This is a genomic window from Faecalicatena contorta, from assembly GCF_001404335.1.
GTDB classification, from domain to species: Bacteria; Bacillota; Clostridia; order Lachnospirales; family Lachnospiraceae; genus Faecalicatena; species Faecalicatena contortus_B.
On sequence record NZ_CYZU01000080.1, the window covers coordinates 1 to 17,399 of the forward strand.

General features: G+C 46.3%; 16 protein-coding genes. 4 read left to right on the forward strand and 12 right to left on the reverse strand.

Annotated features, from left to right (window positions below; all coding sequences use genetic code 11):
• Positions 1-327: 327 nt before the first annotated feature.
• The 3 genes from ARB69_RS23700 to ARB69_RS23710 are packed head-to-tail and all read left to right on the forward strand — an operon-like array spanning position 328 to position 2,181.
• Positions 328-645 carry a PadR family transcriptional regulator gene (locus ARB69_RS23700; RefSeq protein WP_050642595.1) on the forward strand — a complete coding sequence of 106 codons (318 nt, stop codon included), beginning with the start codon at positions 328-330 and terminating at the stop codon, positions 643-645.
• Positions 642-1,238: a DUF1700 domain-containing protein gene (locus tag ARB69_RS23705; protein WP_055155197.1), complete on the forward strand. Its 597-nt coding sequence runs from the start codon at positions 642-644 to the stop codon at positions 1,236-1,238. Before ARB69_RS23700 ends, ARB69_RS23705 begins: the two co-directional genes overlap by 4 nt.
• Entirely contained in the window at positions 1,222-2,181 is a 960-nt protein-coding gene (locus ARB69_RS23710; RefSeq protein ID WP_055155198.1) for a DUF4097 family beta strand repeat-containing protein, read from the forward strand. Before ARB69_RS23705 ends, ARB69_RS23710 begins: the two co-directional genes overlap by 17 nt.
• A 561-nt stretch (positions 2,182-2,742) precedes the next feature.
• On the opposite strand, the gene ARB69_RS23720 is transcribed toward ARB69_RS23710, so the two are convergent.
• The 6 genes from ARB69_RS23720 to ARB69_RS23745 all read right to left on the reverse strand — a co-directional run bounded on the left by ARB69_RS23720 (position 2,743) and on the right by ARB69_RS23745 (position 7,483).
• Complete coding sequence (locus ARB69_RS23720) at positions 2,743-3,093, reverse strand: arsenate reductase family protein (RefSeq protein ID WP_055155200.1); 351 nt, start codon at positions 3,091-3,093, stop codon at positions 2,743-2,745.
• A gap of 9 nt (positions 3,094-3,102) precedes the next feature.
• Positions 3,103-4,509 carry a sensor histidine kinase gene (locus ARB69_RS23725; RefSeq protein ID WP_055155201.1) on the reverse strand — a complete coding sequence of 469 codons (1,407 nt, stop codon included), beginning with the start codon at positions 4,507-4,509 and terminating at the stop codon, positions 3,103-3,105.
• On the reverse strand, positions 4,500-5,159 hold the full coding sequence (locus ARB69_RS23730; protein WP_050642600.1) for a response regulator transcription factor: 660 nt from the start codon (positions 5,157-5,159) through the stop codon (positions 4,500-4,502). The genes ARB69_RS23725 and ARB69_RS23730 overlap by 10 nt, the downstream gene beginning before the upstream one ends.
• A 70-nt stretch (positions 5,160-5,229) precedes the next feature.
• Complete coding sequence (locus ARB69_RS23735; RefSeq protein ID WP_050642601.1) at positions 5,230-6,015, reverse strand: lantibiotic immunity ABC transporter MutG family permease subunit; 786 nt, start codon at positions 6,013-6,015, stop codon at positions 5,230-5,232.
• Positions 6,003-6,779, reverse strand: coding sequence for a lantibiotic immunity ABC transporter MutE/EpiE family permease subunit (locus ARB69_RS23740; RefSeq protein ID WP_050642602.1), 777 nt, complete (start codon positions 6,777-6,779; stop codon positions 6,003-6,005). Before ARB69_RS23740 ends, ARB69_RS23735 begins: the two co-directional genes overlap by 13 nt.
• Positions 6,770-7,483 carry a lantibiotic protection ABC transporter ATP-binding protein gene (locus ARB69_RS23745; protein ID WP_050642603.1) on the reverse strand — a complete coding sequence of 238 codons (714 nt, stop codon included), beginning with the start codon at positions 7,481-7,483 and terminating at the stop codon, positions 6,770-6,772. The genes ARB69_RS23740 and ARB69_RS23745 overlap by 10 nt, the downstream gene beginning before the upstream one ends.
• Before the next feature lie 299 nt (positions 7,484-7,782).
• On the opposite strand from ARB69_RS23745, the gene ARB69_RS23750 reads away from it, so the two are divergent.
• A complete protein-coding gene (locus ARB69_RS23750) occupies positions 7,783-8,994 on the forward strand; it encodes an FprA family A-type flavoprotein (protein WP_055155202.1) in 1,212 nt (403 codons plus the stop codon).
• A 116-nt stretch (positions 8,995-9,110) separates the two neighbouring features.
• Here the strand turns inward: ARB69_RS23750 and ARB69_RS23755 are convergent, their stop codons facing one another.
• From ARB69_RS23755 to ARB69_RS23780, 6 genes are all read right to left on the reverse strand, one after another.
• On the reverse strand, positions 9,111-11,666 hold the full coding sequence (locus tag ARB69_RS23755; protein WP_055155203.1) for a YfhO family protein: 2,556 nt from the start codon (positions 11,664-11,666) through the stop codon (positions 9,111-9,113).
• A gap of 170 nt (positions 11,667-11,836) precedes the next feature.
• Positions 11,837-12,931: a DUF3048 domain-containing protein gene (locus tag ARB69_RS23760; RefSeq protein ID WP_055155204.1), complete on the reverse strand. Its 1,095-nt coding sequence runs from the start codon at positions 12,929-12,931 to the stop codon at positions 11,837-11,839.
• 113 nt (positions 12,932-13,044) lie between these two features.
• Positions 13,045-14,838, reverse strand: coding sequence for a DUF6020 family protein (locus tag ARB69_RS23765; RefSeq protein ID WP_055155205.1), 1,794 nt, complete (start codon positions 14,836-14,838; stop codon positions 13,045-13,047).
• A complete protein-coding gene (locus tag ARB69_RS23770) occupies positions 14,835-15,797 on the reverse strand; it encodes a glycosyltransferase family 2 protein (protein WP_055155206.1) in 963 nt (320 codons plus the stop codon). Before ARB69_RS23770 ends, ARB69_RS23765 begins: the two co-directional genes overlap by 4 nt.
• 16 nt (positions 15,798-15,813) lie before the next feature.
• Positions 15,814-16,155: an arsenate reductase family protein gene (locus tag ARB69_RS23775; protein WP_055155207.1), complete on the reverse strand. Its 342-nt coding sequence runs from the start codon at positions 16,153-16,155 to the stop codon at positions 15,814-15,816.
• 240 nt (positions 16,156-16,395) lie between these two features.
• Positions 16,396-17,349 carry a uroporphyrinogen decarboxylase family protein gene (locus ARB69_RS23780; RefSeq protein ID WP_083487195.1) on the reverse strand — a complete coding sequence of 318 codons (954 nt, stop codon included), beginning with the start codon at positions 17,347-17,349 and terminating at the stop codon, positions 16,396-16,398.
• Positions 17,350-17,399: the final 50 nt, after the last annotated feature.

Sequence of the window (17,399 nt, forward strand, 5' to 3'; positions counted from 1 at the left end):
GATTTCTCGTGATGTGTCAGTGGTGCTCCATTTTCAGGGCTGTTTCCCGCCTAGAATTTCTTAGGCCCGCGGCCGCGTTTTTGAAAGGACATGGATGTTCTCCGGGAGGTTTGCGGCTATCCCTTTATGGAGCGTCCCCCATCCGTGCCGCGACTAAAGCGCGTCACTAATTCCCGATTTGGATGTTAACTGCAATATGAAAGTCCTTCTAAAGATTATCTTTTGAAATTCTTTAGATTATATGTATTGACAATATATATTATACAGAATATAATATACTCATAAAAGATATATGTAAAACAAAAACATATAGAAAGGAATGATAACATGACCTTTACACTGAACACCCCGATGTTCGACTTTCTAGTCCTATCGGTAATTGCTAATGATGATGCATACGGTTATCAGATCAGTCAGATTATTAAAAAGGCTGCCAACACAAAGGATTCTACTCTATATCCAATTCTGAAAAGACTGCAGGATAGTCAGTATGTAGAGACTTATGACCAGCAGTATCAGGGGCGCAACCGAAAATATTATACAATTACAGAGATCGGAAAGACACATCACCAGGAACTATTGAAAGAATGGGAAATATATAAGACAACAATTGATGAGATTGTTAAGGGAGGGATTTCGCAATGACTAAGACAGAATATATGAGGACGCTCGCACATAAGCTGCGCCGTCTTCCCAAAGAAGATTATGATAAGGCGATGGAATATTTCGAAGAATACTTTGCCGAGGCAGGACCCGAATTTGAGCAGCAGGCAATCGAGGATCTCGGTTCCCCCAAGGATGCCGCAAATCAACTGATTATAGACCTTGCGGCAAAAAATGTGCAGGAACCGCCCAAGACTGTCAAAAGAGGGCTGTCCGCCATCTGGATCGGCATTCTGGGGATCTGTGCCGCACCAATTGCACTTCCGCTGGGATTCGCTCTGCTGGCCGTATTTATCTGCTTTTTAATCGTGATACTGGCCGTAATCTTTTGTTTGTTTCTGGCTGCAGTAGCAGTTGTAGCAAGCGGTATCATCGGTGTTTTCGGAGGTGGTATCCTGCTTTTCTCCACATTTGCAGACGGCCTTGCAACCATCGGATTAGGCTTATTCGCGCTGGGCGCCGGAGTGCTTCTTGTTTATGGGGCTGTCAATTTCTGCCGCTGGTTTTTAGGAAAGACTTCAAAATCACTGGGAAATATCTCTAAAGGGGGGAAAAAGAATGAAAGCAATCACTAAAAAAATTATAACTGTCTCTGTCTGCCTCATGGCGGCAGGCGCCGTGCTTGCCGGAATCGGCTATCTCTTTGGAGGCAGGGCCGGCGTCTCCATCTCCAGAGGCGGGATTCATCCCAACTCTGCAACTTCCGATCCCGTCACGCTGGAAAAAACGAAGCTGGAAGCCTTCACGGAAGCAGACATCACCATGGATGCCTATGCCGATATCCGGGTTCTGCCATCGGAAGACAATAACTATTATGTAGAATACCTGTTGGATCAGGCGTTCGGAACTCCCAAGTATAACGTAACTGATGGTAAATTCACCCTTTATCAGCCAGATCAGAACCACGGTGTATTTCTCGCCTTCTCCACAGTCGGCGACTCGCTCAACACCTATATCAACTTATACGTGCCAAAAGACAAGACCCTTGACGCACTGAAAATATACGACGATTCCGGCGATGTATCCGTAACCGGAACCAATGCTGCAAATATGGATATTTCATTAGATTACGGTGACCTTACCTTAAAAGAAAGCAGTTCAAGCTCCCTGAAATTAACTCTTGAAGGCGGCGACCTGGAACTGAAAGACATAGAAACCGAAGCGTTCACTTTATACAGCGCATATGGGGACAGCACCATAGAGAATTTCAAATGTGATACTGCAAAAATACAGCTGGATTCCGGCAGTCTTTCCCTGGACGCAGCCAAACTCAGCTCCCTGAGCTGCAACAGCGAATACGGGGATGTGGACCTGTATCTTCCAGAAAAATTGGAGACATACACCTTTGACATCAAGGCCGAATACGGCCAGATCTACCTTCCTGAGAACGCACCAAAAGGGTACTATAGGGACAGGGACGACTCTGAAGAATACTATCAGACAGACGGAACAGAACAAAAGCTCATCAGAATCTACGCCGACTCCGGAGATATTGATATCCGTGAGCGGAGGGAATAGAGATTTGTAGTATGAGTCGAAGGGGACGCTGTGCGGAAGCGTGGCCGGGCTATCCTGGATACGGTATTGTGGTGTAACAGCCGCTAATCAAAATGAAAGCCAGCATGATGAACACCGCCGACAAACACGGGAATGCCGGATGCATTCCCGCTTGAGTCGGCTTTTTTGCAGGGCTTGTAGCCCTGCAAAAAGTTCATATGCCGGCTTTCATTTTGATGAAGCGGCTGTAACACCACAAAAGACGCATCCAGGATAGCCCGGCCACGCTTCCGCACAGCTGGCTCATCCGATCGGTAGTTAAAATTCTTTCCCCGGAGGGGGCTCCGTGGACGGGGGCTGCGGATTTTTTATGGATATTAAGGACACTGCTGCCTGGGGAAGGCGGAAAGATTGGAAGGCAGTCTCATTAGCTCCCTAGCCCATGACCATCCGCCTCTCCCGTAAGAAATCCCCTTAAAGTTAGGTATCTTCCGCCCGGATGAACGCAGCCTGCCAGGGATGCCGCCTGTGGTGTCAAGCGGGATCTCTGGCAGGCGTCCCGCGTCCCCCCGCCGCCACTCCCTAACTCCTCAATTTCTCCCACTCAGCCGCCTTGAAGCCGGTGAGTACGATATCCCCCTCCACTACTATAGGCCGCTTCACAAGCATCCCATCGGTTGCGAGCTGTTCGAGCTGTTCTTCCTCGCTCATTTCAGGAAGTTTATCTTTCAAGTTCATTTGTTTGTACAGCATGCCGCTTGTATTGAAGAATCTTTTCAACGGCAGACCGCTTTTTTTATACCACTCCTTCAGCTCCTCTTTTTGGGGATTTTCTGTTTTGATATCTCTTTCCTCGTAAGAGATGCCCTGCTCTTCCAGCCACTTTTTGGCCTTCTGGCAGGTGGTGCATTTGGGGTAACAAACGAATAACATATGTTTTCCTCACTTTCCATTTTTCTTATCATTCATCTCCGGACACGCAGGCCTTATGCAGATTTCCAGGCAGACACAGGCTCCCTTATGGGTGCCTGCGTTGCCAAGGGTGAGCCTTCCGCCCTGTTGTTTTGCGAAGGACTGGACTATGAACAGTCCCATACCGTAATGGCTTTTGGAATTCCGGCTTTTATCGCCCTGATAAAACTGTTCCGGTCCCCGCCTGATATCTTCCTCCGTAAAACCAGGGCCGCTGTCCTCGATCCGAAAACAAAGCCTGTTCTCCTCTTCGTACAGATTGATGGTGATATTTCCGCCCTTGGGCGTGTATTCCACTGCGTTGTCCAGCAGATTTTCCCAGGCGCGCAAGAGCATCTGCCTGTCACTAATAATATAGTCTGAAATCAGGGAAATTACAACCTCTAAGTTCCGTCCGCCTGCAGATGCCACGACTCTTGCATTTTCAGCAAAGGATTCGGCAAGTCCCCGGATTGCCACGGTTTCTTCCAGCAGCTTAACGGCGCCGTCAGATTTCAGCATTTCCTGCAGGATGCAGATATACTGCTCTATTCTGTCCGTCTCCTGAAGAATATATTCCCGGCATTCCCTGCTCTCCTCCAGCGACTCTGCTTCGCAGGACAGCTGGGTGTTTCCCCTTATGACGGTCAGCGGAGTTTTAATGTCGTGGGCCAGCGCGCGGATCTGCTGGCGTCTGTTCTCTTCCATTTCCCATTGCTGCTTAAGAGACGCCTCCAGGGCCTCTTTCATTTTCACAAGAGACTCCATCACTTCATCTATCTCCACAATCCTGGAAGCCGGCTTTTCGAAATCCAGATTTTGAAGTTTGACCTTTTCCGTCACCTGCTTGACCGCTTCCAGTTCCCTGCGTATCACATTGCCGAAACGCCGGACCAACAGAACGGACTGTATGAAAAACAGGATTAGAAATAAAAGAAAAAGGCCCTCCGGTACCCCCGGCAGTATTTTTTTAAGTAACGGATTTGTGAACTCCGCTCTTAATTGATAGACCGCCAGACAAACTTCTCCATCCCGCGGAAAATATTTCAGATACCCTAAGGCGCTGTCACCGCTCCCGCCTCTTTTGTACTCTTTCCACACCTTTTCCTGTGAGCTCTGACTTAAGTTTCCGTACAGAAATGTACCGTCTTCGCTGTACACCCCATAATGACAATTGTCCGGTATCATTTCTTTTGTCACAATATCGGCTTCCTGTATCTCTGTACGCCGCCTTTCCAGCGCCACTTCACTGTAATTAGCCGGCAGTACTACACCTGCCGCACTTAAAACGCCAAAAATTACTACGCACATCAAGAGAAGGCCTGCTGTCATCAGACAAAACCAGACCAAAAATCTCCGAAATACAGATTGTACCGTTACCTTACGTTTTATTTCCATTTATATCCAATCCCCCATACCGTCTCTATCGGCTCCCTGCCGGCCCGGGAAAATTTAGCGCGGATGTTTTTTACATGCTCTGTAATCGCAGATACGTCCCCATCCTTGTCATACCCGAATATACGCTCATAGATCTGTTCCTTAGAAAACACCTGGCCATGGTTCATTGCCAGAAACTCACTGATCTCATATTCGCTTTTTGTAAGGGGCACCCGGCATTCCCCAACTCCGGCGGTTTTACCCGCCAGATCGAAGCGCACACCTGACACCTCCGCCGTATGCCTCTTCTCCCGCTTTTCTCTGCGCAGATGGGCCTGTACCCGCGCCCGCAGTTCCCCGATCCCAAAGGGCTTTGTTATATAATCATCTCCGCCCGATGCAAGCCCGTACATGATACTGTTTTCGTCTGTCTTTGCCGTCAGGAAAAGGATCGGGCTGTCGACCTGGCTGCGGATCTTTTTCACAAATGTGATACCATCCGTTCCCGGCATCATGATATCTAACAAAAGCAGGTCATATTGGTTCAGGTTTTCTATTATGATCTCATCCGCACAATTTAAGGTTGTCACACAGTGCCCCTCCTTTTCCAGAGCCCTCCGTATTAGATTCCGTATTGCCGGCTCATCGTCTACCGCAAGAATTCTGGCCATCCACTACATCCCCTCTCTCATGTTTTTAAATATTTTTTTCTGTCAATTTGCAAGAACCTTTCCCCCACCCCTAATCTTCCATCCGTTTTCCTTCGTAATAATGAAACCAGAGATATGTCAGCAGAATCCCTGCAATGGTGATTCCTGCCATCATGATTCCTCCTGTTTTCATCTGGGACTCTGCCAGCGCCCAGGCCGCGGAATCCATACCTGCTGCACGCTGTACATACAATCCTGTGAAACGGCCCGCCCAGGCACACGGTATCCACTGCCAGATCCCATCCCCAAGCCCGGTCATCAGTATCGCGGCCAGCAGGCTTTCCACAATTCCGGCCCCGATGCTAATGCCTTTCGAAAATCGCAGACCTAAAAACAGATGAAGGCAATAAGTGAATATCTGGCTGATCCAGATCAGTCCTGTCACTGTTATATAAAACATCTCCGGTACGGCAGTCCGTTCAATGAACAAATAATATCCGGCGCCAAAACCGACTATCGTCACTAGCACCGCTGCCAGGTTCCAGAGCAGCAATGTACAAAGTTTTGCAGACAGATTTGCTGTCCTGCGCTGTCCTGTCCCTAAAAGATTTTGAAAATGCCCTGCCTGTTTTTCCTGGTCTGCCGCAAGTCCGCAGATAAACCCTACAAGTGTCGGGCATACAACTGAAACCACTTCCACATAACCCGAGATCTTCCCCCAGCTGCTCCACCCTGAGATACGGTAGTATAAAAGAAATATAACGATTCCCGTCAGCGGCATAATGATATGGAGCCACAATATCCATGTTCTGCGCAGCTTTACCAATTCGGCACACAGCATCCGGAATCCTCTGTTCTTCTGTTTCAGCTTTCCCATCCTTTTCGCCCCTTTCCTGCATACCAGCCGGCCGTCAAGGCCCATACTCCCAAAAACAGCGCCACAGAAATGCAGACTCCCAGAGGGATGACTGTTATCTTTAATACTTCCGGGAAAAAGGTCTGGCTTCCCGGTTCCGCCGGCAGCCCATTCGGGAGGATCTTCAGAATCGGACACATCAGGCGGCTGATATAAGCAAATGGATTCACCACCCACCATTTTGACAGAGCGCCCAGAACTCCCAGCCCTATATTACCTGCCAGGCCCAAAAGTATTCCTGCGGCAAATCCCAGCGACTGGTTCACAAACAGCCAGAGCGGGATCTGCCACAAACTGAGCACAATCCACAGGACAGCTGCCGCAAGGCCGGTCAGCCCTGAGATCTCTCTGGCGCCGCCAGAAGCCAGCAGACGGCTGACCACTTCCTGTACACAGAATAAGATCAGAACGGCAAGTACAAGCGTTTTCAGGCTGTACAAGATCTTCGCGCTCCATAAAGTCTTCATGTTTATCGGCAGCGCTCCCATGGCCCTATTCTTCATCTTCCTTTCCCGCTGCCCTGCAAATGCCGTGCTAAGAAGCAGCAGCATAGGGAAAAACGTTGTATACCACCAATTATACTGATTCATTTGGTAATACCGGCTGTCCTGCCCCGAAAAAACAAATGACAGCAAAATGCTGAAAAGAGGTACCAGCCAAAAGAGCCTGGAGGCCACGGTATGTCTGTTCTTTAGATTCTCCGCTTTCACATATGCTAACAACATGCCTCAAGCCCCCTGTTCTTTCTGACCACATCCGTAAACAGGCTTTCCAGATCCTTTCCCTGCTTCATGCCGCCCTGATATCCCAGAACGCCCCCCGATATGATCCCGATATAATCGGCGACCTGCTCGACCTCGCTTAATATGTGGCTGGAAACGATAACAGTGATTCCTTCATCGGAAAAATCCCGTATCATATTTCGGAGTTCCTGAATGCCAAACGGATCCAGCCCGTTGGCCGGTTCATCCAGAATCAGAAGGCTGGGTTTATTAAGAAGCGCCGCCGCAATCCCCAGACGCTGTTTCATTCCCATAGAAAACTGCCCTGCCCGCTTCTTCCCCGTATTTTTTAAATCTACGATTTCCAGGACCTCGTCTATTCTTTTCTTCGGAAGCCCCAGCAGAAGGGTGCGTACCTCCAGGTTCTCCCGTGCCGTCAGATTGTCATACAGCGGAGGCTGCTCAATCAGCGCTCCCGTTCTGTTCAGATCCTTCCGGCTCCATGGCTTTCCCCCAAAAAAGATCTCTCCTTCATCCGGGCGCATCATACCCGAAAACATTTTCATCAATGTGGACTTACCGGCGCCGTTCGGCCCCAGAAGCCCATATACGCAGCCCTTTGGCACCATCAGAGATACCTGGTTCAACACAACCTGACGGCCAAACCTCTTGCAAATTCCTTTTGTCTCCAAAATCATCTCATTCATGTTAAAACCTCCTTGTCTATAAGGACATTTTAAAAGACAATTATAAGGAATTTATAAGGGAACTGAATATTTTCTATTGTAACATAAACTAAAAAATGTGGATACTCGGGTTGCGTATTTTTCCTTTTATGGTAGAATAGTGACGGAAGACAATTTTTTGCCACATATTCAGTGAATCTATTTCTATTAAAAAACATAACGAACTGAGGACAAACTTCCCCGGTATCTGCAGCCGGACGGCCATACCTGCACGTCTGCCCTGTTCACTGCCTGGGGGAATATAAAAAGGAGGATCACATATGTACTGTTTTAGAAAAGTAACCGATGACTTATACTGGGTAGGCGGAAGCGACCGCCGTCTGGAGCTGTTTGAAAACATTTTCCCCATCCCGAACGGTGTTTCCTATAACTCTTACCTGCTGATGGACGAGAAGACCGTTCTCTTTGACACAGTAGACGCTTCTATCGGAAGGCAGTTTCTGGAAAATGTAGAAGCAGTTCTCGGCGGAAGAACACTGGACTATCTGGTTGTGAACCACATGGAACCGGATCACTGTTCCCTCATCGCAGAACTGGCGCTGCGCTATCCTAAAATGCAGATTATCGGTAATGCCAAAACATTCCCCATGATCGGCCAGTTTTATGATATGGACTTAGAAGACAGGAAAATCATCATCAAAGAAGGGGATACCTTTTCCAGTGGTACGCACACCCTTCATTTTGTTATGGCGCCAATGGTACACTGGCCGGAGGCAATGATGACTTATGACGAGGCCGACAAGGTTCTGTTCTCTGCAGATGCCTTCGGAACTTTCGGCGCTCTGGGCGGCACGATTTTTAATGATGAAATCAACTTCGACAGAGACTGGCTGGATGATGCCCGCAGGTATTATACCAACATCGTGGGCAAGTACGGCGTACAGGTCCAGAATGTACTGAAAAAAGCCGCTGCGCTGGACATCCGGTATATCTGCTCACTCCATGGACCGGTCTGGAGAAGCAATCTGGATTATATCATTGGAAAATATAATATCTGGAGCACATATGAGCCGGAAGTACGCGGCGTTATGATCGCCTATGCTTCTATGTACGGCAATACGGAAAATGCTGCCAATGTACTGGCGGTCAAGCTTGCCGATGCGGGCGTGAAGAACATGGTGGTTCATGACATTTCCCGCACCCATGTATCCCAGCTGATTTCTGACAGCTTCAAATACAGCCACCTTGTGCTTGCCTCCCCTACTTATAACGGCGGGGTATACCCGGTCATGGCCAATTATCTGGATGACATGAAGGCGCTGAATGTGCAGAACCGTACGGTCGCTGTGCTTGGCAACGGAACCTGGGCTCCGATGTCGGCTAAACTCATGGAGGCTAAGATCGGTGAAATGAAGAATATGACAATCCTGACGGAAAACTTTGCTATGAAATCATCCCTGAAGGATTCACAGATGGAAGAAATGGATGTTTTAGCTGCAAGACTTGCAAAAGAGATTCTCGGAAACGAGTAATTCCGAGAGCACTGCTCCACAAACACAGGCGTAGTGGAATACGCTGAAGTTTGTGGAGCAGTGCTGCCGGAAATTTAAGGATACGATCGGTGCCGTACAATTCAAATATGCCCCTCTCAATTCTTGTGCAATGCATGCGGCTTTTTCGTTCTGTCCATCCAGCATATCCCCAAAAACATGAATAACCCCAGAATGGATAACCCGATTCCTGCTTTCACACCGGGTATTTCATATTTCAGTTCAATTATATTCTCCCCCGCGGAGAGGGGAATTGCCATCAGGGCATTGGCTGCCGGCCTGATTTCCACTTTCTTCCCATTCACGGAGGCTGTCCAGCCGTCATCATAAGGGATACTCAGGAGCATATTGCAGTCTTCGACTGCGGTATAGCTGCCTTTCACATATCCGTCTTCAAATTTTTCTGTTACCATTTCTTTGCCCTTCAATTCCTGAATGACTTCCTCGAACAAATCCTGATCCAGATAATAGAAATAAGGCGTCATATCCTGTTCTTTTCCGCTATATCCGTCCAGTGCCGCTGTATGCGCCTTCGTCCCGTCTCCGACATTAAATATCTTATAGCTCAGCCATGTGGCGTAATTACATCGGTACTCGCCATCTACATATAGTACAAGGTCATGTACCCAGGAATCTACATAGCCATAGAGCAGATCTTCCTTTCCGGACGCAGGTATACTAAAAATCAGCACCTGGTCTTCCATACGTACCTCCGGCTCCGCTTTTTTATAAAGCGCTACTTCTCTTCCGAGGATTTTGGAAAACAATATATTCTGATATTCAAAAGGGTTGGCACTCTCCGTTTTTTCATAAACAGTATCCGCCGCCTCCATGCCTGCGTCCAGCACATATAGATTATAGTATACGGATTTTCCGTTTGCTTCCGGTATGGAATCCACTTTTTCATAGCCTGCCACCTCTGCCGCAGACAGCAGATACTTTACCCCCAGCAAGGAATCTGCCGGCAGGCTTGATTCGGACACGATGCTTATGGTACTCTCAGAGGAATACCCGATATCCCGGAGCAGATCTCCTGTCGTTCCGTCAAATGTGGAGGAATAATGATTCAGACCGCGATAGTCATAAACCATGGCCTCATTTAGAAAGGCCGAGCATCTGCTCTCCTCGTCATACCTTTTATTCAGAGTGTCCATCCTGTAGAATTCATCCGATTCCAGTTTTTTCACTGCTGCAACCTGTTCTGCATTGCGCGCCGTATATTCCTGGTAAGCGGAAATATCCTGATTCCACTCGTAATTCATCTGAAACGTCATAATCCCGTTTAAAACCAGTTCTACGGCCAACACTGCTGGAACTAAATTCTTCAGCCCTGCCTGTTTTCGTTTCCCCATTCCTGAAAGCAGATACAGCAGAGCATACACTGCAAGTACCGCTTCTGTCAAAAGCAGTTGATTCTTTCCATATCCGCCCGCCAAATGGTACACCAGGAACAGCAGGATGCATCCCGCATATACCGCCGCCATTTTTTTGCCGTCTCTTACCTTTTCATACTCCTGCACCCCTCTTGCCGCCAGGTACAGTACAAGAAAAATGACAATGAAAGCGAACCGAAACGGATAACTTGCCACGTACCTTAATCCGCTCCAGATGCAGTCCAGCGGTACAAACCAGCAGCTTACCAGCATAAACATCACAGCGATTACGGATAGTATCTTCTCCTTTTTTTCCACATGGCGTGAGAAAAAATAATAGAGAAAGAAGCCAAAAAAGAGCAGACCGCAGTATAACGATACAGATTCAAAATAGCTGCCCAGTGCAAATCCCTTGAATGCATCAAGGAGGGATCCATGTGTGGCCAGATGGAAGATCTCAGGAACAAAAGCATCCTTGCCTTTCTGCAGGCCCACCACCACCGGATAAAATATAAAACAGCTTCCAAGCACTCCTGCAAGCATGATGCCGCCACATAATATGGTATCTTTTATGAACCTTTTTCGCTCCTTTGCGTCCGGCTTGTCAATCTTTAAGATTCTTTCGTACAGGAAATAACATACGGCAAACAAACCTGTCATATAGCCTGTATACCAGTTAATTGCAATGGAAAATAGAACGGTAAGGAAAAGCCACCGCTTCCGGTTTCCGGAAACAAACCTGTAAACAGCCAGCAGTAAAAGCGGCAGAAGGATTACACCATCCAGCCACATAATATTGGATGACTGGAGCATATTGTACTGCATCAGAGCATACGAGAGCGAAATAAGGGTCCTCATCCTTAATGATACCGCAGGAAAACGCTTCCAGAAAAAGATTCCTGCAGTCACCCCCGCAAGCCCTTGCTTTACTGCCGTAAGAATAAACAGGAACAAAGGCAGCTGCTCTGTCTTGAAAAACACTACAAGCAGATTCAGCGGACAGCCAAGATAATAGCCGAACAGTGCAACCAGGGAACCGCCCAGAGATTTTGTGAACGAATACCCGATATCTGCCTTGCCCAGCAGTACATTCCGGTAATACGCAAAATAATCCACGTACTGAATATCCTGGTCCCAGAGCATATTAGACTTGCTGCCAAAGGGATATAATCCACTCCCGGCCTGCATTAGGATATACAAAAAGATGGAGCTGAGGAAAACAATCCCCAGCGCCAGCAAATTTCGTTTTCTTGTAGCATCTGATCTAAATTTTTCCGACATTGCTTAACTCTCCATCCGCTTCCCTTTACTTCATGAACTGTAGAAATCAAATAACCGAAGCTTTCCGCTTATTGTCCCAGTGTTTTGACACATTGATATTCAGCCTCATAGCTAGCCTAAATCTCAATGTATCAGTACACTAGTCCTCGCAGGAGCCAGAATTCCCGGCTCTACTGGAACTCACTCTGTCCCTTATAGTTTACGGCGATATAGCTCTTCCCACGATTTACTTTGATCTCCTTGCCGCTCCCATCGTAAAAACGCAGGTACGAATTCTCGTTATTCGCCTCTTTACTCCAATGTATCTTCTGCATACCGCCGTTTGACACATAATATCCTACATAGTCAGAACCGCCATACCAGTTGATTTCTTTATGCCCAATATCATCCCTTACTGAAATATCCGTCTCCAAAACAAATACATTTGTAAAAGCGAGCTGGGTGTTGTCACTGCCATCCATCTGTGGTTTTCCGTTAATCTGCTTTAAGTAAGTCTTTGAGCCCTCGTCATAAGTCAGGGTTGCCGTGGCCGCCCCAAAATTAATGCTGACATTTTTGCAGTCCTGCCCTTCCGGCTTCAGCTGTTCGTCCATCCCGTTAAACTGGAATGCCGTCCCCTTTTTATCCTCGTTTAAATCCGTTCTCCGACCTTCTGCCTGCACCACCTCTGCAAATCTGGTTCCATCAAAAAATCCTGTGTGCTCCAAAGAATATCCCGCATTCAGCCTGTCCTGATCACGACCAAACAGCCCTCCTGCATTGTTCATCCCGTCATATTGGTCCAGGTTCAGCGCTTCGAGATAGTCTGCAATACTGTCATCAATTCCCCAATTCACATAAAAGGCATCATATCCCTGTGAATATGCCGGGAAATAATAACGGCAGCTGCGCACGGCACAGATCTTCGGTACTGCAGTGTAGTCTGCGTATAAAGCCATAAGACGCGTCACATCACCTTCGACCGGAATCTCATATATAATATCTGCCTTTGAAATCCCAAGCTGCGGGAGCGCGGCCTCCACATTATTCACCATAACGGCTACAGGCCTTTTGCCAATAGCGCCGTCTGTCAGATCAGCCAGCCCTGTCAGCAGGTTCTGGTTTGCAGGCACCTCTTCCTGTTTTGGCTCTTCTTTTTTCTCTTTTACTTCTTTCTCTTCTGTCTTCTCGGCTCTTTTGGGCGCTTCCTTCTTCTTACATCCGGCCATGCCAAATATCATAAGAAATACCAGCAAAATAATACTTACTTTTTTTAACCTTTTCATATAACCTCTCCCTTCCAGTCTAAAGCTTCCTGCTTCTTATTTTACCAAATTCATACAAAAGTACAACCCTATATCACAAATGCCCTTGTTTTTAGAAGTTACTGTGTTACTGTTTACATGCTTACCTGTGAACAGCAGCTCCCTTTCCCCCGCGGATCTCTGTTCAGCAGCCACGGGTAAAGCAGCACCAGGGGCAGGCCGATTACCAGGAGATAGATATACCTGACGCCAAATGCCGTTGGAGTAGCCACCATCAAAGTCAGCCAGTTGCCTGCCATGACCAGCAGAGGAATGATATACACTGATTTTTTACGCATCCAGCAGAAAACAATATCAAATAAAAGGATCCATACCAACAGCCCCGTCGAAATATAATCGTACTTTTCCACTATTTTTTCCTGCATAGGATAGCCCAGAACATTTTCAAAAGGCTGATTCTGATACATATCCCACCAGTTCCTGGCAATATCCGTTTTCACAAACTCGTATTTCGTCTCCCCGCCTATATGCCAGAAGCCATACGTCCCCATAAGATACTGCTTTACATAGACATCAAAATTTTTAGTCAGCATGGAAAACCAGACATGAAAAAATTCTTTCTTGTGGCTGTCTAAATATTCCGTATCGAATTCGGGCGCCCATTTAATCGGGTCCACTAAAAACGGCCAATAATAATCCTGATACTTTTCCAGGGGCAGCAGATGATCCATAAATTCTTCCTCTTCCGCGCTCATCTCTCCCTCTGTGACAACGACTCTGGCCATTTGCTGCAAAGGGATGCCGACTGATTCCACAAAAACATTTTCTGCAGAAAACATGTACACATATACAGGCCCTGTAATAAACCAGATCAAGCCAATACTGACTACCGATGTTATCAATACCCGCTTTAAGCGCTTCCTGTAAACCACCAAAAGTCCCGCACTGAGCAGGATCCCGATATAGATTCCGTTATTTCTCAAAAGAGATGCCAGAATCATCAGCCCTGCATAGCTGATCAAAACTTTCTTTTCTAAAAATGAATCTGGATTCACTGCGACATGATCGATTAATATCAGTGCTAACAGAATAAGAACACCGCTGAAAATAGGGTCTTTCCACATAACAACCGCATAGTTTCCAAACACCGGAGCCGCCGCAAAATATGCGAGCCCCAGATAGATCAGAATCTTCTTAAACCCTTTCCGCTCAATCCACTCCAGCAAATACCCCAAAATTCCCGCCATAATAAGCATCTGAAATACAGAGTAAAGCGCAATACCAATATTAAAGTTATGGAAGATATAGCCCACAAGCATGAACCCGCCGACCATTAAGGTATAAAAAACAGGGAAATGGTTGTCCCATGGCATCTCCCCGAAAGCAATTGCCATGGAAACCGTAGCATCATCAGGTACAATCCCCGGGAAATAAGTTACAAATGTGGGAACCCAGGCTGCAAACAAAATCACGCTGTAGAGCAGCCATTTTCTTTGATTCCATTTCGGAACCGATAATTCTCCTGAAGTCATACGGCCTCTTAACGCCGTATTCACGCCGGCCAGATATAAATCAAAAAACAGAAGCCCTCCAACAAAAAAATAAAGAATAAACCAGAAAATATCAAATCCCGTAAAAGCTAAAAAAGATACGCTGTCCGCATGGATCTTCTGCCCAACTACAATCATCAGAGAAAACAAGATTCCCAGTAATACGGTTCCCGGCAATATACGGCCATGTTTCAGCAGATGCGCATTCTTCCGGGCCGCCTTAAGCCCCGCATAAATCAGAATCGATAATCCTGCAATATAAACCGGATTCATCAGCCACTTTTCCTGATGAAAAAACATCAGATTTGCTATTGTAATAGACAGGATCAGCGAAAATATATCCGATTTCCCTCTCATAAAGTTCTTTGCCCGGTTCATTTCTTTTTCTCCTCACCCTCTTCTTCCAAATTACTTTCATCGCAGATATAGATTGGCCTTTTTTTTGTTTCCAGATACGTCTTGGAGAGATACATGCCTAAAATCCCCATACAAAGCAGCTGAATTCCGCCCAGCATCAGAATGATACAGGTCATAGAAGGCCAGCCTGCAACCGGGTCTCCGAAGCATAAAGTCTTGACCAGGATAATTATCAAAAAAATAAATGCGGCCGCACAGACTGTCATCCCCAGTATGGAAGCCATGGCAAGCGGCGCCGTCGAGAAACCGATAATTCCCTCAAGACTATAGCGGAACAACTTGAAAAATGACCATTTTGTCTCGCCTGCAATACGCTCCACATTCTCAAACTCAATCCACTTTGTCCGAAAACCAACCCAGCCGAAAATACCTTTCGAAAAACGATTGTATTCACTCATTTCCAGAATTGCATTTTTGAACTTCCGGTTCATCAGACGGTAATCCCTCGCTCCATCCATAATCTCAGCCGAAGAGATCTTATTCATCAGATGATAAAACCGGCGCGCAAAGAAAGAACGGATTGGCGGCTCCCCTTTCCGGGTCACTCTTCTGGTAGCAGCGGAATCATATCCTTCTTCTTTCACTGCCTTTAACATCTCTGGCAGCAGTGAAGGAGGATCCTGCAGATCCGCATCCATAAGAACCGCATAGTCACCGTCCGTTTTCTGAAGTCCCGCATAGATGGCAGCTTCCTTGCCAAAATTGCGGGAGAAAGAAAGATATTTGACCCTGCTGTCACTTTTGGCCATATCTTTTGCGAGATCTAATGTGCTGTCCTTCGAGCCGTCATCTACAAAAAGGAGTTCTAATTCATATTCTGCTAATTGCCCTGCTGTCTTTTTGAACTCCTCAAAAAAATAGGGGAGCACCTCCTCTTCATTGTAGCAGGGGACAATCAGGGATATCTTTTCTTTTGGCATAATATGGTTCCTCCTATTATTTCCACTTTTTCCATATATCCGGCTGATAACCGACTGTTGCCAGTTTTCCGTTTCTGACAATGGGTGTCCTTATCAGTTGCTGGTTTTCAAGAATTTTTTCTGCCCGGTCTTCTTCTGCGATATACGTGACCAGGGCAAGTAAATCTTTGTCCCTGCAATTCGGATCGAGCAACTGTTCATAGCCCCCAATTGATTGGCAGACGGAGTAGAACTCTCCTTTGCTGAATCCCTTTTCTTTCATGTCTATAAACTGATATTTTATGCCCCGCTCCTTGAAATAACGCTCTGCTTTTTTGCTGTCGAAGCTCTTTTTTGTTCCAAAGATCTGTATATTCATGGGCCTTCTCTCCTTTTGGAAACTCTTGTTTCATTTTCTTGAAATTTTTATATTTAGCTGACTGAGTCCTGAACAATGCCGCTAATTTGAAAATTTAAGATATCTGGTTATGTTTTATTCAGCAAATATCTTACAAATTTATCCACCAGGAAATTATATCATAGAATCCGCTTCAAACCAATAGTTCTTTCTTTTACAGACAACAAATACCTTTTTAATAAATTTTATTCTATATTTTATCTAATCAGAGTATTTTTTAACCGCTTCCAAAAACTTATGCATATTTTCAACCGGCGTCCCCTTCGGGATCTCACAGCCGCCTCCAATCATACATTTCCCTTTTGTATCATCAATAATTTTTTTCACTTCATCTTCAATCATCTGCGGCGTGCCAAATCTCAAGACCGCGGCCGGATCCAGGTTGCCGCATAAAACCTGCCCTTTACCCAGCCGTTTTATCAGTGAAGGCACATCTTTCACCAATGAATCTATATCCAGGATATTGGCTCCAGCTTCTATTAAATGCGGCAGGATCCTGGAAGAATCGCCGCAGATATGGAATTTGGTATAGATCCCCAGCTTATTTGCATGTTCAATCAGTTGCACATGATATGGAAATATACGTTCTAAATACATTGACTCGCTTATTTGAGAACATATAGCGTCGCCAATACTGATGCAGTCTGCCCCCGATTCAGCCTGTAAATCAATCCATCGTTTCGAATTATCCACTATAATCTGAAATATCTCAGACAGCTCATCCTCATAATCCAGTAAATCTATGAGCCCCTCAGATACGCCTCTTAAATCCGTATATTCCGCCAAAGGGCCTTCTACGTGCCCTGCTATAAAATACGCTTCGCCAACCGTATCTTTATAATGCTTAACTCCTCTCACGCGATTCATCATCGCATCGTTCTCTTTTATATTCAGTGACCTTATCTTCTTATAATCCCTTTCAAAATCCAGGATTAAATGCTTTTCTGGATATGGACAGTCATCTTCAGGATACACGATGTCCATTCCGTATGCGCCTGCTTCACAATATGCAAATCCCGACGGATGGAACCAGTCCACACCAAAGTCTTCTGCAAACTTTATCATTGCATTACATTGGCTCCTATAGTCCAGGCAATACTCTCTAAACGGAATCTTCGCATATTCGTATACGGTAAACCATGAGTACTGGCTCATTTTTTGACCGCCGTTTCCGGCGGCCAGGTCTACACATTGGTCGTTTTAGA

Excerpts from the sequence above, each read along its gene's own strand:
- ARB69_RS23700 (WP_050642595.1), top strand. The coding sequence starts at position 328 with ATGACCTTTACACTGAACACCCCGATGTTCGACTTTCTAGTCCTATCG.
- ARB69_RS23705 (WP_055155197.1), top strand. The coding sequence starts at position 642 with ATGACTAAGACAGAATATATGAGGACGCTCGCACATAAGCTGCGCCGT.
- ARB69_RS23710 (WP_055155198.1), top strand. The coding sequence starts at position 1,222 with ATGAAAGCAATCACTAAAAAAATTATAACTGTCTCTGTCTGCCTCATG.
- ARB69_RS23720 (WP_055155200.1), bottom strand. The coding sequence starts at position 3,093 with ATGTTATTCGTTTGTTACCCCAAATGCACCACCTGCCAGAAGGCCAAA.
- ARB69_RS23725 (WP_055155201.1), bottom strand. The coding sequence starts at position 4,509 with ATGGAAATAAAACGTAAGGTAACGGTACAATCTGTATTTCGGAGATTT.
- ARB69_RS23730 (WP_050642600.1), bottom strand. The coding sequence starts at position 5,159 with ATGGCCAGAATTCTTGCGGTAGACGATGAGCCGGCAATACGGAATCTA.
- ARB69_RS23735 (WP_050642601.1), bottom strand. The coding sequence starts at position 6,015 with ATGGGAAAGCTGAAACAGAAGAACAGAGGATTCCGGATGCTGTGTGCC.
- ARB69_RS23740 (WP_050642602.1), bottom strand. The coding sequence starts at position 6,779 with ATGTTGTTAGCATATGTGAAAGCGGAGAATCTAAAGAACAGACATACC.
- ARB69_RS23745 (WP_050642603.1), bottom strand. The coding sequence starts at position 7,483 with ATGAATGAGATGATTTTGGAGACAAAAGGAATTTGCAAGAGGTTTGGC.
- ARB69_RS23750 (WP_055155202.1), top strand. The coding sequence starts at position 7,783 with ATGTACTGTTTTAGAAAAGTAACCGATGACTTATACTGGGTAGGCGGA.
- ARB69_RS23755 (WP_055155203.1), bottom strand. The coding sequence starts at position 11,666 with ATGTCGGAAAAATTTAGATCAGATGCTACAAGAAAACGAAATTTGCTG.
- ARB69_RS23760 (WP_055155204.1), bottom strand. The coding sequence starts at position 12,931 with ATGAAAAGGTTAAAAAAAGTAAGTATTATTTTGCTGGTATTTCTTATG.
- ARB69_RS23765 (WP_055155205.1), bottom strand. The coding sequence starts at position 14,838 with ATGAACCGGGCAAAGAACTTTATGAGAGGGAAATCGGATATATTTTCG.
- ARB69_RS23770 (WP_055155206.1), bottom strand. The coding sequence starts at position 15,797 with ATGCCAAAAGAAAAGATATCCCTGATTGTCCCCTGCTACAATGAAGAG.
- ARB69_RS23775 (WP_055155207.1), bottom strand. The coding sequence starts at position 16,155 with ATGAATATACAGATCTTTGGAACAAAAAAGAGCTTCGACAGCAAAAAA.
- ARB69_RS23780 (WP_083487195.1), bottom strand. The coding sequence starts at position 17,349 with ATGAGCCAGTACTCATGGTTTACCGTATACGAATATGCGAAGATTCCG.